A 15,803-nucleotide genomic window follows, 5' to 3' on the forward strand; every position below is an offset into this window, starting at 1 on the left:
CGCTCAAAACCCTCCGAGAAGCTTTTTAAGCTCGGCTTTGAGTGATCCGGCGATTTCAGGATTGGCCATTGCGAAAGCAAAGTTGGCCGACAGAAAACCAAGCTTTGAGCCGCAGTCGTAGGTTTTCCCGTCAAAGCGCACGCCATGAAAGGCTTGAGTTTTGGCCAGATTTTTCATCCCGTCGGTCAGCTGAATTTCGCCTCCAGCGCCTTTTTCGACCGTTTCCAGAATCGAGAAAATTTCCGGCCCGAGCACGTAGCGTCCGGAAATGATGAGATTTGAGGGAGCTGTCCCCTTGGCTGGCTTTTCAACCATCCCGGTTATCTCGAAGGTGCGTCCGAAATCCTTGCCCACGGATACGATCCCGTATTGGTGGGTCTCCTCCATCGGCACTTCCTCCACAGCGATAATGTTGCCACCGTGTTTTTCGTAGGCTTCAATGCATTGGGCTAGGCACCGGCCGCCCTTCTGCGCTGCGCCCATAGTCACCATATCGGGAAGCAGAACCGCAAACGGCTCGTCGCCGACGAGTTCGCGCGCGCACCAGATCGCGTGGCCAAGCCCGAGCGGCGCTTGCTGGCGCGTAAAACTCGCAGCGCCGGCAGCCGGAAGCTGTTCCGTCAGGGCTTTTAGTTCTTTAAGCTTGCCTCGCTTTTGCAACGTATCTTCAAGTTCATAGGCAATGTCGAAATGGTCTTCGATGACCGCCTTGTTGCGACCGGTGACGAAAATCAGATGTTCGATCCCGGCCTCTCGCGCTTCATCGACGACATGCTGGAGAACCGGGCGGTCGACGATTGTCAACATCTCTTTGGGGATAGACTTGGTGGCGGGAAGAAACCGCGTCCCCAGGCCCGCGACAGGAAAAACCGCCTTGCGAATGCGCTTCGTCATTTGTGAGTCCCAGAAAAACTTGTCGAATGAACTGTGGTTTAATCATAATCAACATTTGTCCGAGAAACCAGCGGACGCACTGACTGGGGGAACGGGTATCGTCTTGCAGCTGTAATAAGCGCCCAGATCAGCAGACGCCTCCACTGATCGAAGCGAAATCTCGCGACTCCAACTCGGCTTAGACAAAGGGAGTTCGACCATCGCGACGTGCTCTTGGCCGCATTGAAACTTCAGATTCATGTTTATTCTACGATATCGAAACGTCGCCGTTTAAGCGAGGCGAATCAAGGTTCTGACCGTGGGCGGTCGTCCTTGACAATCTACCGATTGGTTCTTGCTGGTCCGCGCCTGCGAAAACAGCCGCCGACATCAGCGATTTCAAGATCGCGCTATCCGGCCATCGCTGGAGCTGACTGCGCCATGATAACGATGGGGCGCGCCACGCCGCCGTGTTGGCCCGCAGAACGCGCTAGATCCAGCCTTTGAGTTCGCGCGCAACTATATGTTCAATCACCCGCATTCCGTCGGCGCTATCGTTGAGGCAAGGAATCAGCGCGAATTTCTCGCCGCCGTTCTCTTCAAAGAATTCGCGATTCTCGACGCCTATTTCGGAAATGGTTTCAAGACAATCCGAAGAGAATCCGGGCGTTATCACGACCATGTTCTTGACTCCCTTGCGGGCGAGCTCCTTGACGGTCGCATCGGTATAGGGCTCCAGCCATTGCGCCCGACCAAAGCGCGATTGAAAGCTGACCGGACAGCGTTCCGCGCTGAGCCCGAGACGCTCGCGAAGAAGGCGCCAAGTTTCGAGGCATTGATCGTAATAAGGATCGCCAGCCTCGACATAGGCTTTGGGAATGCCGTGATATGAGACAAGAATGATCTCTGGCGTAAAATCGAGCCTAGCTAGTCCTTCGCGCAAAGAGGTCGCGAGAGCGTCGATATAAACTGGGTCATTGTAATACGGGACCGCGCTCCGCAACTCCGGGCGCCAATGCATCTTAGCCAAAGATTGCTCGACTTTATCGGCGACGCTCGCCGTCGTCGCTCCGGCGTATTGCGGATAAAGCGGCGCGATCAGCAATCGCTTGCATCCGTTCCGTTTCAGTTTCTCGAAGGCGCCGATAATGGACGGCTGGCCATAACGCATGGCCCATTCGACTTCGATCTGGGCATCTCCCCCGCCAAAGCCGCCGCCGCCAATCCAAGTCGCAAGCTTCTCGGCTTGCGACCGCGTAATGGTCTTCAGCGGACTTTCGTTACGCTCGCGGTTCCAGACCGTCTCGTAGTTTTTGCTGCTGCGTTGCGGTCGCAAGGAAAGAATAACGAGATTCAGAATCGGCCACCAAATGATCCGCGGCGTATCCACCACCCGAGGGTCCGACAAAAACTCCTTCAGGTAGCGGCGCACCGGCCAATAGCCGAGCGCATCGGGCGTTCCGAGATTGACGAGAACAACGCCAATCTTGCCAGTAGCCGCGGAGGCATCCTCGTCCGAAAAAACAGGAGATTGCGACATGAATTGGAATGCCTGTCAGAGTGACGGTCGACGCTAGGCGACGCTTTAGGACGGAGCCAAAAGCCGATCGCTCTACTCGCTGAGCGCCGGCGCGTCGCGCAGACGAACGATGACATCGACTTGCGCCACCAACTTTCCCGACGGCGGCGGCGGCAATTTCAAAAGGTCGATGGCGACCTGAGGAATGTCGATCAGGACATTCGAGCCTTCGACCAAGTAATGGTGATGGATCGCCGCATTCGTGTCAAAATAAGTTCTCGATCCATCGACTGCGATGCCGCGCAACAATCCGGCTTCAGTGAATTGATGCAGGCTGTTGTAGATTGTCGCGAGCGAAATCGACACATTGGAGGCCTGCGCCTCATCGTGCAGATTCTCAGCCGTGAGATGCCGATCGCCCTTGGAAAAAAGCAACCAGCCGAGCGCTATCCTCTGCCGCGTCGGCCGCAGTCCGGCGGCGGCTAGTTTCATGCGCAATTCATGGAATGGGCAGCCCCTCAGCGCGCCGAGCGGCGTCCTCGCGCCGCGGCTCGACTTCAATGAGCGTTTCAACACTGGCTGGCACGAACCCATGGCTTTCCGCGACCTTTGCGCCGTCCCGCGGCAGTCCACGGGGATCGTTTATTCATAAGATATTCATCACCTGGCGGCAACCTTGGCGAAGCCCGACGCCCAGCGCACGGCGGTCACGCCTCGCCCGCCCAAAATCGGAGCCTTGTGACATCGCCAATATTTTCCCATATAGGTGTGTGAAAGGGATAGTCGATGCCGCAGATCACGATCTACACCACGGAAACTTGTCCGTATTGCCGCCGCGCGAAGCAGCTGTTGGCAAAAAAGAACGTAGAGTTCACTGAAATTGCCGTAGATAACGACCCGGCGGCGCGTCGGGCGATGATCCAGCGCTCCGGTCGCACAAGCGTCCCGCAGATTTTCTTCGACGACAAGCACATCGGCGGTTGCGACGATCTTTACGAGCTTGAATACGACGGCAAACTCGATCGGCTACTGGCCGACAAGGTTCAATGATCAAATTCTCCTTGGTGTGCGGGAGCGGACACGAATTCGAGAGCTGGTTCCGGAGCGGAGCCTCCTACGACGATCAGGTCCAATCTGGCCTTGTCCTCTGCCCCGTCTGTCAGACCTCGAGCGTGGTGAAATCGATCATGGCGCCGGCCGTGGCGCTTCACGGCCGGGACAAGCTTTTGCCTGCGCAGGGGCCATCCCCCGCCGAGCGGGGCGCCAATGTCGCTTTGATCGATAACCACGACAGGCAACTGCGGACAATGATCGAGGACATCCGAAACCGGATACTCGAGCATACCGAAGATGTGGGAACCGCTTTTGCCGAAGAAGCGCGCAAGATCCACGATGGCATCGTCCCGGACCGCGCCATCCATGGCCAAGCTAGTCCCGAGGAAGCCCGCGCCCTGATCGACGACGGCGTCAAGATTATGCCGATTCCCCGCCTGCCGGACGATTTCAACTAGCGCACGGTCTTACCCGAAAAGTCCGCAACTTTTCGGGGTCATGTTCTCCTTCAACGCATAATCTCAGCCGAAAAGTCTGCAACTTTTCGGGATTATGCTTTCGTTTCAACGCATAATCTCAGCCGAAAAGTCTGCAACTTTTCGGGATTATGCTTTCGTTTCAGCGCATAATCTCAGCCGAAAAGTCTGCAACTTTTCGGGATTATGCTTTGAGCCCGCGCTTTCGCAAAAGCGCCTCTGGCGTCGGCGCTCTGCCTCTAAAATTCCGGTAGGCGGCCTCGGGATCGCGGCTGTCCCCGGCGGCGTAGACAAATTCATGCAGCTTTGCGGCCATGGCGGAATCGAAAATGTCGCCGCTTTCCTGGAACGCCTCAAACCCATCAGCATCGAGGATTTCCGACCAAAGGTAGCTGTAATAGCCGGAAGAATAGGATTCGCCCGAGAAAACATGCTGGAAATGCGGCGTGCGGTGCCGCATCGCTATAGCCTGCGGCATGCCGAGCCGCGCCAGCTCCTTCTTCTCAAAAGCGAGCACATCGATCGCATCGCTTGATGGCTCCAGATGGAGGCCAAGGTCGATGAGGGCCGAAGCGGCATATTCGACTGTGGCGAAACCCTGGTTGAATCGCCGCGCGCTGAGCAGCCGTTGCAGCAGCGCTTCCGGCATCGGCTCGCCCGTCTCGTAATGGATCGCGAAACGACGCAGGATTTCCGGCTGCTCCAGCCAATGCTCATAAAGCTGCGAGGGAAACTCAACAAAATCGCGAGCGACATTCGTGCCCGAGATCATCGGATAAGTCACATTCGACAACATGCCATGCAGCCCGTGGCCGAACTCGTGAAAGAGAGTTCGCGCATCGTCAAAACTGAGAAGGCTCGCCCCGTCTTCGCCCCCTTTGGCGAAATTCATGACATTGACGATGATCGGCAGCCCCTCGTCATCCAGCTTGTGCTGGCCGCGGAAATCGGTCATCCAGGCCCCGCTCCGCTTCGAGGGGCGCGCGAAATAATCGCCGATGAAGAGCGCGACCGGCGCGCCATCGCGGCCAATCACCGTCCACGCGCGGGCATCTTGGTGGTAAAGGGCTATGTCTAAGCGCTCCACGAAACTAACGCCGAACAGGCGGTTCGCCGCGTAGAAGGCCGCATCGATGACTTTGCCCAATTGCAGAAAGGGCTTTATCTCGCCCTCGTCGAGATCAAACTCGAGCTTTCGCTGCTTTTCGGCGTAATAGCGCCAATCCCACGGCGCGATCTCGAAATTCCCGCCCTCGGAGGCTGCGATCTTTTGGAGCGCCGCTTCCTCGTCTTTCGCGCGCGCCAGCGCTGGCGTCCACACCGAATGCAAAAGATCGAGCGCTGCCTGCGGCGCCTTGGCCATCGTATCGGCCAGACGGAAATGCGCGAAACTCTCAAAGCCAAGCAGACGCGCCCGCTCAGCCCGCAGTTTCACCATCTCCGCGGCGATCGCGCTATTGTCGCTGAGGCCGCCGCTTTCGCCGCGCGCGGCCCAGGCGCGAAAGGCTTTTTCCCGGAGATCGCGCCGTTCTGAGAATTGCAGGAAAGGCTCGATGCTTGAGCGCGACAGGGTAATGCCATATTTGCCAGGGTGGCCGCGCTCAACCGCCGTGCGCGCCGCGCTGGCGATGAGCGAGGCGGGAAGTCCGCCAAGATCCTCGACATCGAGCACCAGCAGATAGGCTTTTTCATCGGCGAGAACATTTTGGCCGAATTGCGCGCCGAGCGTCGCAAGACGCTCCCCGATCTCGGCGAGGCGCTTCTTGCTTTCCGGCGGCAAGCCGGCGCCGTTACGAGCAAAATTGAGATGATAGCGCTCCAACACGCGCAGCTGTTCGGCGCTGAGGCCGAGCCGCTCCCGCTCGGCATAGAGCCGCGCCACTCTGGCGAACAAAGCCTCATTCAAGAAGGTCTCGCTGCGATGGCGCGACAAGACCGGCGCAATGTTTCGCTCGATCGCCTCCAGCGCCTCATTCGCGTCGGTTCCGACAAGATTGAAGAAGACGGATGAGACCCGATCCAACGCCCGACCGCTGCGCTCCAGCGCCTCGATCGTGTTAGCGAAGGTCGGCGTCGTCGGATCGGCCGCGATAGCGTCGATTTCAGCCCGCGCCTCTTTGAGCGCCGCTTCGAAGGCAGGCGCAAAGTGCTCCGGCGTCACGCGGTCAAAAGGCGGCGTCTTGAGCGGGCCGGTCCAGGGTTCGAGCAGCGGATTTTTGCTTGGGATTGTCTGGATCATGCCGGGACTCCGTCCTATTTGCGCGGGACACTTTAGCGGATCGGCAGCTTTTGCGCATCGGTCGAAGCAATGGATATTGCCGGCGCTGGCCCCTAGAGAATCGATCGAAACGCTGGCCCCGGCGCAACGAGCCGGCTCTAGCTAAGCCATTGGTTGCGCTACGTTTGCTTGCTTTGATGGTCCCAAACGTTACAATTGCAATCTGAGACGAATGGCGCGTGTTTGAGGCAAGACGGACATGTTTACACCGGCTTTCGCCCAGGTCATCAGCGTAGTCGGCGGAAAGATGGATCTGATCGCCCTGATTTATTTCGCTCTGATTGTCGGCCTGACGTACTTTGTGATCATTCGGCCGCTGCGAAAGCGCGCCCGCAAAAACGCCCATCTCATCTCAACCGCCGCCCCGGTTCGTAAATCCAAGGAAGTCAAAGCGACAAGCCCGCCCACGCCTGGCCAGAACAGCGCTTCATTGAAGGGCGGAGCGACAACTGTGGAGGACGATATGGATATAGCGTCACTCATGTCGGCTGTACGAGATCAAGCCGTCGAACTCCGCTGCGAGCATGCAAAAGTCGTTTCGAATCTGTCATTAAACTTTGACGTATTGACAAATCGTCTTTCGACCATCGAGCCCCTTCTCGCCAAGATGATGGAGGCGGCCAGTAAGAGCGAAGCCTCGGTCGGTCTCCTGACGCTCTCGAATGATGAGTACAAGCAAAGGCTATCGGAGGCCGAACGCGACCTTGCGCTCTATCAGCCTCTCGCGGTCAAGTTGGAGAGCGATCTTCGCATCGCGCGCAATCGCCTCGCAGAAACTGATCGCAAATTTGTCGCTCTTGAAACCGACTACGCGAAGGCGCAAAGCGCCTCCAACGATCTATTCCAGAAAAAGTCTTCCGCCGAGATGGCTCGTCAGCGCGCAACCGAAGAGAACGTTGCGCTTGCTCAGAAGCTGAATGAGCACGAGTTCACCATACAATCGCTGTTGCGCGAGACCGCGCAGCTTAAATCCGAGACTGTTTCCGTAGCCAGCGACTTTGAGCGCTCGGAGCTGGAATCGAAGTCTGTAGCCGACAAATATGCGGCGGAGCTCGAGGGCAACAGTCGGGCGAAAGCGGCTCTCGATTCGCTGCAGACCGAGTTCAATCAATTTCGAAAAGATAGCGCTGCGCAGACTGAACAGGCCGAGGAACGTGAGAGAGCCTTAACAGCCGCTCTCTCAGTGAAGGAAAAGCAATTCTACGATTCCGAGATCAAGCGGTCGGCCCTGGATTCAAAGATCGATTTCCTCACTCGAACCAATCAGCGCCTGCGCGAGGATTTGCGACGCCATCTCGACCACATTGGAAACCTCGAAGCATCGAACCGTAAGCTTTTTGATTTGCTCGCGCGTAACTCGATCGCCGAGGACCAGGATACCGAAGCAAAAGGGGCCGCGACGGCGGCCCGCGTCACCCCAAAACTGCGTGCGGTGCCCGACAGCCAAACGGGTAATAACGGTCCAGCGAAGTCGACGCCGCTGGACCGCGCATGATCGCCTCGCGCCAGACCGCGGGCGCTTCGCCAGGCACCCGCGAGCCGAAGCGTTGAGGAGATATTTCGCCAACTCGCTGTTAGCGTCCTTCGCCCGCCTCCCAAAGCGCCTCAAGCCCCACGCGATAGGTCGGGTACGCAAGCTCAACTTTCAGTTCTTCCTTTAACTTCCGGTTCGAGACGCGCTTATTTTCCGCGTAAAAACTGCGCGTCATCGGTGGGATGCCTTCCGCCGTCTCGATATCCTCTTCCGGCGGCGGCTCGACTCCCATGAGCATGGCGGCGTAGGCCACCACATCCTGCGGCGGGGCCGGCGCGTCATCCGCGACATTCCAGACGGAGCCCGGCCCGTCAAACGCTATCGCAGCGGCGATGGCGCGGCTGATGTCCTCGACATGGATGCGGTTGAACACCTGATCCGGCTTGACCAGGCGATGCGCCTTTCCCTCCTTGAGATTGAGCAGCGCATTGCGGCCCGGCCCGTAGATTCCGGCCAGGCGCAAAATATGCACCGTCTTGTCCTTGCTCTTGCCGATCGCCGTCCAAGCTTTTTCCGCCTGCAGGCGCGTCCGCGAGCGCTCCGACGTCGGCGCCGCAGCCTGCGCCTCATCCACCCATTCGCCCTGACGATCCCCATAGACGCCGATCGTCGAGAGATAAATAATGATCTGCTCGCGGCGCAAGGTGGCGATGCGGTGGCCAAACCGCGCCAGCACCGGATCGACCGAGACCGCTGGCGGAACCGAGACGAGCAGCACATCGGCGCTAAGGAGTCTCGCCGCAATGTCCTCGTCTTGACGATCAGGACCAAACACCAACGTCTCGACCGTTTCGCTGGCGAGTTCCTGCGCCTTATCGGCGCTCCGCACGGTGCCCGCAATGGACTCGAACAAATCGCCAAAACGGGCAATAAAATCCTGGGCGCAATAACCCAGACCAAAAGCAAAAAGCTTCATAACGGCCGACCTTCTTTCATAGAAACCGCCGGCGCAGCGAGCGCCGCGACCCACTCCCGGTCGACTTCGGGATCTTTCTCGCTCGGGCGCCAGCGTTGCGCGAGCTCCGGCATTCTCTGCGATATGAGCCGCCCGAGGGCCCAAACCGCCATCGCCCGGACAAGCGGCGACTCGGCTTGGAGTTTTTCCGCCGCGGGCGCGGCCAGCGCTGCATCGCCGGAATTGCCCGCCGCAATCAAAACATTGCGCGTAAAGCGCGCCAAACCGATTCGCTTGACCGGACTGCCGGCAAACAACAACCGAAAAGCGGCGTCGTCGAGGCAAAGCAGTTGGGCGAGCGAGGGCGCGCACAGTTCTTCGCGCGGCAGCAGCTTGATGTCCTTGGCCGTCTGCGCGAATTTATTCCACGGACAGACGGCGAGACAGTCGTCGCAGCCATAAATGCGATTGCCGATCAGCGGCCGAAGCTCCGCCGCTATATGGCCCTTATGCTCAATCGTCAGATAGGAAATGCAGCGCCGCGCATCGAGCACATAAGGCTGCGGAAAAGCCTTGGTTGGGCAAATATCGAGGCAAGCGCTGCATCGCCCGCAATGATCTTCTTCGGGCGCGCCCGGCTCCAGCGGCAAGGTCGTGAAGATCGAACCCAGAAAAAGCCAGGAGCCCCACTCCCGCGAGACGAGATTGGTGTGCTTGCCCTGCCAGCCGAGTCCGGCCGCCTGCGCCAGAGGCTTTTCCATCACTGGGGCCGTATCGACGAAAACCTTGAACTCCGGCGCCTCAAATCCGGCTTTCCGCGCGGCGGCGGCGAGCCAGGAGGCAAATTGCTTGAGGCGACCCTTGACGAGATCATGGTAATCCCGGTTTCGGGCGTAGACGGAAATATTGCCAGCGGATTTTTGGGCGAGCCCGGCCAATGGATCGCCAGGAGGAGCATAATTTGCTCCCAGCATGAGAACGCTCAGCGCCTGCGGCCAAAGCCGCCTTGGATCGGATCGCCGCGCCTGCGTCGTCTCGAGCCAATCCATGTCGCCGGCGGCTCCCGAGGCGAGCCACGCGGAAAACCGCTCCCCCGCTTGCGGATTGGCGGCGGCGAAAGCGTCGGGATTGGTGATCTTGCAAATATCGAAGCCGAGCTCTTGCGCTTTGGCTTGCAGTTGCGCCTCGAAAGCCGGCGTCAGAAATCGAGGTCCGCGTAAATTGGCGCGGGGCTGAGGCCCGGCAGCCTGTCCGCCAGCAAAGAGCGGAACGCCGGACGCGACTTGACCCTGGAGTACCAGAGCTTCGCCGCTTCGTTCTCTTCCCATGGAACATCGCCCAAAAAATCGACGCAGGACAATTGCGCTGCGGCGGCGAGATCGGCATGCGAGAGAGTGTTTCCCGCGAGCCATTTTCGGCTGCCGGCCAGATAGCTAATATAACGCATATGGGTGCGGATATTGGCGCGCGCCGCGCGCACCAGATCCATATCCGGCGGCCCGCCGCCGCGCTCCCGCAGCATGTACCGCTTATAGACCTTTTCGGTCACCAGCCAATTGGTGACCTCGTTGAAGAATTTTTGGCCAAACCAATCGACCAAACGGCGCACTTCCGCACGGGAAAGAGGGTCCTCCGGCAGAAGCCGATGCTTGCCTAGAGCGAGGCCGCGCGTCTCGTCGAAATATTCGGCGATGGTTGCGGGACCCGAAACCACGATGCCCGGATGTTCGACTAGAACCGGCGTCTGCCCGGCCGGATCGAGGATCAGAAAATCGCGGCGGCGTTCAAAGACGTTTTCCTCGATCAGTTCGGGTTCGATGCCATATTCCCCAAGGAGAAGCCTGACGAAACGCGAATGCGGGCAGAGCGGATGATGATACAGTGAGATCATTCAGCTTCGTGTTCGGGAGGTTTGGGGAGACGGAGGCGAGGCCGTTCGGGCAATCCGGCAGGTCGAGCGGCGATCCCGCCTGAGGAAGGCTTCCCAAGTCGGGGTGAATAATTCGTTAAGGACGCCGGCCCCGAGGCGAGCTGCGGCGGAGCATTGACGCCGGCCTTCGGTCGCGTCGCGATATCACGCGTTGTCTTTAAGCCATGCTTCAATAGCGCGACAGATGCCGGAATAGGTAAGCTCCTTCGCGTTCAATTTGAGTTTCTTCGACGCGGCAGGCAGTTGTCGTGAAAATTTATTATATTGTTTCCAGATGTGACCGCCGCCATTGGCTGGCCGTTCACGCCGAAACGCACCCGCGCCCGCGCTCGAGTCCGCGCCTATTCCCTCGGCACAACATCAACCTCAACGTCGACATCCTGTTCGCGCGCGCCGAGTATGATGCCGGCGACAGGAGAGATATCGGCGTAGTCGCGCCCTTTCGCCAGCGTAATATGGTCGTTGCCGATCATCATCGAATTGGTCGGATCGAGGTCTACCCAGCCAACATCCTCGCCGCACCAAAGCGAGACCCAGGCGTGCATGGCGTCGGCCCCTTCGAGGCGCTTTTTGCCGGGCGGCGGAATGGTGCGGATATAGCCGCTTATGTAGCGCGCCGGAAGGCCGAGCCCGCGGAGGCCGGCGATCATGATGTGAGCGAAATCCTGACAAACGCCGCGCCGTTTTTCGAACGCTTCCCAAATCGGCGTCGAGACGACTGTGGCTTTGGTGTCATATTTGAAATCGGCCCGAATGCGCTGCATCAGCTCGACGGCGCCTTCGAGAACCGGGCGACCCGGCGAAAAGCTTGCGCGCGCATAGTCGGCGGCCAGCGCAAATCGCGGCACAAAACGGCTCGGATGCAGGAAATGGACGGGCGAGTCCTTGTCGAGGGAGTCGCTATCGAAGGCTTCTTCCCGCACCATTTCGAAAGGCGCCGTTGCGCTCGGCGTCGGCGCCTTATCGCGATTGATTTCGATGCTGGAAAGCACCTCGACGATCAAATCGCGATGTTCGGTCTCGATCGTCAGCGAAGTCACGAGATTGCCGAAGAAACAGATGCGCTCGATCATTTGCGCGGGGGCCGGATCGATGCTGAGCTTGCTCGTGATCACCTTTTGCCCCGGCGAGTCATTCGGCAGAAGGCGCAGCGCGCAATGGGCGAACCTTACGGTCGAGCCATATTCGTAGGTGGTCACGTGGCGAATGTCGTAGATCACGCGAAACCGTTCGATTTGTCTGCCCGCGCGCTTTGCGGACCCTGGAGAAAATAGCGGGAGGCGATGGCGTCGGCCAGATTGAGAAGACTCGTCTCAAAACCGAGAATTTGCTCGTTGTCGAGATTCGCCGCCACTGAGGTCGCAACTTCCGCAGCAAGTTTCAAGACCAGGCGGCGCGGCGCCTCCAGCATTCCGTCATCGCTAAGCGAAGGCAGATTTTCGAGATGCGCGGCGACGCGTTCGATCTGGAACGCGACCGAGCGCGGATTGAACGGATCGAGCAAGACCATGTCGCGAACCGCCGAGACGCCAACGCCCATCAGATAGCGCGAGCGATAGGTGATCTGCGAATCGATGAGATCGAGCAAAACGTCGAGATCATCGGCGGGGGCGTCGCGGCCAGCGAAATGACGCGCGAATCGGCAGCCGTTGATGCCGCGCTCGACGCGACGCCCGATCTCGAACAGACGCCATCCGGCGCCGCGATTCATGTTTTCCTGGGCAAGCCCCGAAATCGCAGCGATGGTGCGCAATGCCGCGTCAGCCTGATCAAACGCCTCCGCTTCCGTCAGCAAGCCTTTGTAGTCGATGGCGAGGTTTTGATGCAGATCGCCGATAAGCCGCCATGTATCGCCCGAGAGGCGTTCGCGAATGAACGAAGCCGCGCGGCGCGCATCGCGCACAAGCGACAAAGCCGAGCCGTAATCGTCCTCGCCATGCAAGGCGATCGCGGCCAGCTCCATCGGATCGGCGGCCGCCTTCTTCGGGGCGGCATGCCACGAAACCAGAAGGCTGGTTAGTTTCGAGACGGTCGATTCCGCCCCCGCGGTCTGGGAGTCGGTATCGATCATCCGGCCAGCGAGGCAGCGGATCAGCCGCAATGTCGCTTCGACGCGCTCAAGGTAGCGCCCCAGCCAGAAAAGATTATCGGCCGCCCGGCTCGGCAAATTGCCCATGAGGCGGCGGATGCGCACCGTTTCGTCGGATGGCAACAGCGTGACCATTTCCACCGGCTTGTCGGCGAGCACCCACACATCGGCCGATTGCACGCCTTCGCCCATCGACACGGCGCGCGCGTCGGCGCGATCGGAAATGCGGCAGAATCCGCCCGGCATGATCTTCCACCCATCTGGCGTTCGCGCCGCATAGACTCGCAAGACAAATGGACGCGGCGTCAACCGGCCGTCGTTCCACACGGGGGTTGTCGACAGATTGACGACTTCCTGCCCGACATAATCCACGCCGCGCTCGTGGATCGCGGCGACGAGCCGGGCTTTCTCTTCCGAGGTGAGCAACCCCGCTATGACGGGCTGATTCTGCGGAAAGCGCAAGACTGCGTTACCGAAAGCCCCGGCAATCGCCAACTCGTCCATATTGGCGATGACCGATTTGCGCTCTTTTTTCTGGCCGCACCACCAGGTCGCGATGTTGGGCAGGCGCAAATCCTCGCCGAGCAGTTTGCGACACAGTTTCGGCATGAAGCTCATCATGGCCGGCGCTTCGAGAACGCCTGACCCGAGCGCATTGGCGAGCACGACCCCTCCCTCCCGCAGGGCCTCGACGAGACCCGGCACGCCGAGGCGGGAATGGGCGTTGAGTTCGAGCGGATCGGCGAAATCGCTATCGATGCGGCGCCAGATCACATCCGCGCGCTTCAACCCTGTTATGGTGCGCACATGAACTTTCCCCTCGCGCATCATAAGATCGCCGCCCTCGACCAGAAGAAAGCCGAGATAGCGAGCAAGGTAGGCTTGTTCGAAATAGGTTTCGCTGAGCGGTCCTGGCGTCCACAGGCAGATGCGCGGATCGGAACGATCAGCCATCGCCGTCAGGCCGGAGCGAAGCGCCTGAAAGAACGGCGCCAGCCGCTCGACATTCATGTCGCGATAGAGAGCTGGAAAAGCGCGCGAGAGAACGAGGCGATTGGTGAGGGCGTAGCCGGCGCCGGAGGGCGCCTGAGCGCGATCGCCGATGACCCACCAACGCCCATCCGGGCCGCGCCCGATGTCGGCCGCGTAAATATGCAGGAATTTGCCGCCTGGCGGCGTCACGCCGTGCAAGGGATGCAGAAAATCGGCTGCGCCGGCAACTGCGGAGGCCGGGAGATCGCCGGCGGCGATCAATTTGCCCTCGCCATAGATATCGGCGAGGACGCGCTCCATGAGCTCAACGCGCTGGTTTATGCCTTGCGCGATCTCGCGCCATTCATTCGCCTCGATGAGGAGCGGGACGTGCGACAGCGGCCACGCGCGTTCGCGCGCATCGCCATAGATTCGATAGGAAACGCCTGCGTCGCGAATATGCCTGTCCGCCGCCGCAAAACGCCGGCCGACGTCTTCCGCGCCAAGATTGGTCAGCGAATTCAGATAGCGCAGCCAATGCGCGCGCGGGCGACCGTCGGCGCCGATGAATTCGTCGGGGATGCCGGGCAGCGGTTTATAGTCGGCGATGAATTCGTCGAGACGCTCGGCCGCGGTCAAATCTGTCTTAGTCTGGGGCGCGGCGCTGGCGCTCATTTTTTACCTATGGCTTTGGCCGAAACGATTTGATGATCGCGGGATCGGTTTCGAGCCTTGCGGCGCCGATGAGATCGAGACAATAAGGCACCGCCGCAAACACCGCGTTGAGGCAAGCTTCGATTGAAGCCGGCTTTCCAGGCAGATTGATGACGAGGCAAGCCCCCCTGTGCGCGGCGATCTGACGCGACAGGATCGCCGTTGGAACCTGCTTCAGGCTTTCTTGCCGCATAAGCTCGCCAAATCCCGGCAGAACGCGGGGCGCGGCGGCTTCCGTCGCCTCGGGCGTCAGATCGCGCGGGGCAGGCCCGGTGCCGCCCGTGGTCAGGATCAGATCGCAATGAGCGTTATCGGCAAGATCGATCAGCTCATCGCGCACTGATTCGAAGCCGTCGGGTATGATCCGCCTGATGGTGTGAAAGGGACTGGTCAGAACGCGGGTCAGATACGCCGTGATCGCGGGGCCGCTCAGGTCTTCGTAGACGCCGAGGCTGGCGCGGTCGGAGACCGTGACCACTCCGATATTGGCCGCGCGTTTGCCCTCCTCCGTCATTGCTAACCCTTCGCTCGATCTTCGATCGATCGCTGTTATACCGCTGGCCGTTATAACGCAAAGGAGGGCGACCGTTCCGAAAAAAGCTCGAAAGCGCTCCGATTCGAGCCTCGGACGACGGCGCGGTCGAAATGCGATTGCCGCGATCTTACTCGCGATCAGCTTGCGCAAGACCGACCATTACATGGCGCGGCGTCCTCGGGAAGGCCTACTTCGTCTGGTCGCAGGTTAACAAGATGGGCAATAGCCGCATCACCTATGTCTATACAGAGGTGGACTCGGACGGATCATGAGATCCCTCGGCGCGTGACGATTCGCCGACTTTTGCCTAGGGCCGCTATTCTCAATTTGGCGCAAATTTTTGGTTGCTGAATGGAGACGCCGTCGGCGTGTGAATGACGACAAAGCCGATTCCTGCGGCCTCATGGCACATGTTGCACGCGTCCGTAAGATCCGCAAAACTACGCGCAGCCCTCGTCTCATCCTTGCTCGCGACTGCTTGCTGCAAGCCGATAAGCGGTTTCATGGCTGAATCTACAAACTCCATAGGAATATTGCTATAGAGCATGGCCGCCTTGGCCAAGTTGGCTTGAATCTGTTTCATTTCGAAATTTGCAAGATCCCAATTCTTGGCCTTAATCGCTTCCCAGAGCTTGATATGCCGCAGTTGGGCGCCTGTCATAATGTCGCTCAGGCTAGCCGGATAGGCGGTCGCGGCCCCTGGCATAGGGGGCGACGGCTCCGCAAACGGGACATCGTCGCCCAAGGCTGGCAGCGCCGCCGCGATCCCGAAGAGGGCAAAGAATGCAAGACGCTTCATGTCGTCCTCTCCAGCAAACCGGCCTGGCCAAGCCTCAGCCGACGGCGTTAGCTCCTCGAACATTGGCGATCTCGGCCGCAATCGCGTGCTTCGTCCGCCAAGCAAGGCTTCAGACAAAAAAGTCTGCCTAACCGTT

At 59.5% G+C, this 15,803-nt stretch carries 14 protein-coding genes; 3 read left to right on the plus strand and 11 right to left on the minus strand.

The genetic code is table 11. The annotated features are described in order from the left end of the window. Nucleotides 1-3: 3 nt before the first annotated feature. The 3 genes from galU to irrA all read right to left on the minus strand — a co-directional run bounded on the left by galU (nucleotide 4) and on the right by irrA (nucleotide 2,986). Nucleotides 4-894: a UTP--glucose-1-phosphate uridylyltransferase GalU gene (gene galU, locus WDN46_20715; GenBank protein MEJ0095737.1), complete on the minus strand. Its 891-nt coding sequence runs from the start codon at nucleotides 892-894 to the stop codon at nucleotides 4-6. A gap of 469 nt (nucleotides 895-1,363) precedes the next feature. Then, entirely contained in the window at nucleotides 1,364-2,413 is a 1,050-nt protein-coding gene (hemH, locus tag WDN46_20720) for a ferrochelatase (protein ID MEJ0095738.1), read from the minus strand. Between the two features lie 72 nt (nucleotides 2,414-2,485). Continuing rightward, nucleotides 2,486-2,986 (minus strand): iron response transcriptional regulator IrrA, encoded by a 501-nt coding sequence (gene irrA, locus WDN46_20725; protein ID MEJ0095739.1) that lies wholly within the window; start codon nucleotides 2,984-2,986, stop codon nucleotides 2,486-2,488. A 192-nt stretch (nucleotides 2,987-3,178) separates the two neighbouring features. Here irrA and grxC point away from each other — a divergent pair, with 192 nt between their 5' ends. Beyond that, nucleotides 3,179-3,442 (plus strand): glutaredoxin 3, encoded by a 264-nt coding sequence (gene grxC / locus WDN46_20730; protein MEJ0095740.1) that lies wholly within the window; start codon nucleotides 3,179-3,181, stop codon nucleotides 3,440-3,442. Further along, a complete protein-coding gene (locus WDN46_20735) occupies nucleotides 3,439-3,903 on the plus strand; it encodes a DUF1178 family protein (GenBank protein MEJ0095741.1) in 465 nt (154 codons plus the stop codon). The genes grxC and WDN46_20735 overlap by 4 nt, the downstream gene beginning before the upstream one ends. Before the next feature lie 202 nt (nucleotides 3,904-4,105). Here the strand turns inward: WDN46_20735 and WDN46_20740 are convergent, their stop codons facing one another. Continuing rightward, a complete protein-coding gene (locus WDN46_20740) occupies nucleotides 4,106-6,160 on the minus strand; it encodes a M3 family metallopeptidase (GenBank protein ID MEJ0095742.1) in 2,055 nt (684 codons plus the stop codon). A gap of 238 nt (nucleotides 6,161-6,398) precedes the next feature. Here WDN46_20740 and WDN46_20745 point away from each other — a divergent pair, with 238 nt between their 5' ends. Further along, nucleotides 6,399-7,694 carry a hypothetical protein gene (locus WDN46_20745; protein ID MEJ0095743.1) on the plus strand — a complete coding sequence of 432 codons (1,296 nt, stop codon included), beginning with the start codon at nucleotides 6,399-6,401 and terminating at the stop codon, nucleotides 7,692-7,694. A gap of 79 nt (nucleotides 7,695-7,773) precedes the next feature. Here the strand turns inward: WDN46_20745 and WDN46_20750 are convergent, their stop codons facing one another. The 7 genes from WDN46_20750 to WDN46_20780 form a co-directional block, all read right to left on the minus strand. Continuing rightward, on the minus strand, nucleotides 7,774-8,649 hold the full coding sequence (locus WDN46_20750) for an SDR family oxidoreductase (GenBank protein MEJ0095744.1): 876 nt from the start codon (nucleotides 8,647-8,649) through the stop codon (nucleotides 7,774-7,776). Then, nucleotides 8,646-9,929: a tRNA epoxyqueuosine(34) reductase QueG gene (queG, locus tag WDN46_20755; protein ID MEJ0095745.1), complete on the minus strand. Its 1,284-nt coding sequence runs from the start codon at nucleotides 9,927-9,929 to the stop codon at nucleotides 8,646-8,648. Before queG ends, WDN46_20750 begins: the two co-directional genes overlap by 4 nt. Next, complete coding sequence (locus tag WDN46_20760; GenBank protein MEJ0095746.1) at nucleotides 9,827-10,519, minus strand: glutathione S-transferase family protein; 693 nt, start codon at nucleotides 10,517-10,519, stop codon at nucleotides 9,827-9,829. The genes queG and WDN46_20760 overlap by 103 nt, the downstream gene beginning before the upstream one ends. A 380-nt stretch (nucleotides 10,520-10,899) precedes the next feature. Beyond that, nucleotides 10,900-11,778, minus strand: a complete 879-nt coding sequence (locus WDN46_20765) for a transglutaminase family protein (protein ID MEJ0095747.1) — start codon at nucleotides 11,776-11,778, stop codon at nucleotides 10,900-10,902. Further along, a complete protein-coding gene (locus tag WDN46_20770; GenBank protein MEJ0095748.1) occupies nucleotides 11,775-14,294 on the minus strand; it encodes a circularly permuted type 2 ATP-grasp protein in 2,520 nt (839 codons plus the stop codon). The genes WDN46_20765 and WDN46_20770 overlap by 4 nt, the downstream gene beginning before the upstream one ends. 7 nt (nucleotides 14,295-14,301) lie before the next feature. Further along, complete coding sequence (gene mog / locus WDN46_20775) at nucleotides 14,302-14,847, minus strand: molybdopterin adenylyltransferase (GenBank protein ID MEJ0095749.1); 546 nt, start codon at nucleotides 14,845-14,847, stop codon at nucleotides 14,302-14,304. Between the two features lie 343 nt (nucleotides 14,848-15,190). Further along, nucleotides 15,191-15,667 carry a hypothetical protein gene (locus tag WDN46_20780; protein MEJ0095750.1) on the minus strand — a complete coding sequence of 159 codons (477 nt, stop codon included), beginning with the start codon at nucleotides 15,665-15,667 and terminating at the stop codon, nucleotides 15,191-15,193. Nucleotides 15,668-15,803 lie beyond the last annotated feature (136 nt).

The sequence above is a fragment of the Methylocella sp. genome (assembly GCA_037200525.1).
Lineage (GTDB): Bacteria > Pseudomonadota > Alphaproteobacteria > Rhizobiales > Beijerinckiaceae > Methylocapsa.

Coding starts and splice junctions, on each gene's coding strand:
- galU (MEJ0095737.1), bottom strand. CDS start 894: ATGACGAAGCGCATTCGCAAGGCGGTTTTTCCTGTCGCGGGCCTGGGG.
- hemH (MEJ0095738.1), bottom strand. CDS start 2,413: ATGTCGCAATCTCCTGTTTTTTCGGACGAGGATGCCTCCGCGGCTACT.
- irrA (MEJ0095739.1), bottom strand. CDS start 2,986: ATGGGTTCGTGCCAGCCAGTGTTGAAACGCTCATTGAAGTCGAGCCGC.
- grxC (MEJ0095740.1), top strand. CDS start 3,179: ATGCCGCAGATCACGATCTACACCACGGAAACTTGTCCGTATTGCCGC.
- WDN46_20735 (MEJ0095741.1), top strand. CDS start 3,439: ATGATCAAATTCTCCTTGGTGTGCGGGAGCGGACACGAATTCGAGAGC.
- WDN46_20740 (MEJ0095742.1), bottom strand. CDS start 6,160: ATGATCCAGACAATCCCAAGCAAAAATCCGCTGCTCGAACCCTGGACC.
- WDN46_20745 (MEJ0095743.1), top strand. CDS start 6,399: ATGTTTACACCGGCTTTCGCCCAGGTCATCAGCGTAGTCGGCGGAAAG.
- WDN46_20750 (MEJ0095744.1), bottom strand. CDS start 8,649: ATGAAGCTTTTTGCTTTTGGTCTGGGTTATTGCGCCCAGGATTTTATT.
- WDN46_20760 (MEJ0095746.1), bottom strand. CDS start 10,519: ATGATCTCACTGTATCATCATCCGCTCTGCCCGCATTCGCGTTTCGTC.
- WDN46_20770 (MEJ0095748.1), bottom strand. CDS start 14,294: ATGAGCGCCAGCGCCGCGCCCCAGACTAAGACAGATTTGACCGCGGCC.
- mog (MEJ0095749.1), bottom strand. CDS start 14,847: ATGACGGAGGAGGGCAAACGCGCGGCCAATATCGGAGTGGTCACGGTC.
- WDN46_20780 (MEJ0095750.1), bottom strand. CDS start 15,667: ATGAAGCGTCTTGCATTCTTTGCCCTCTTCGGGATCGCGGCGGCGCTG.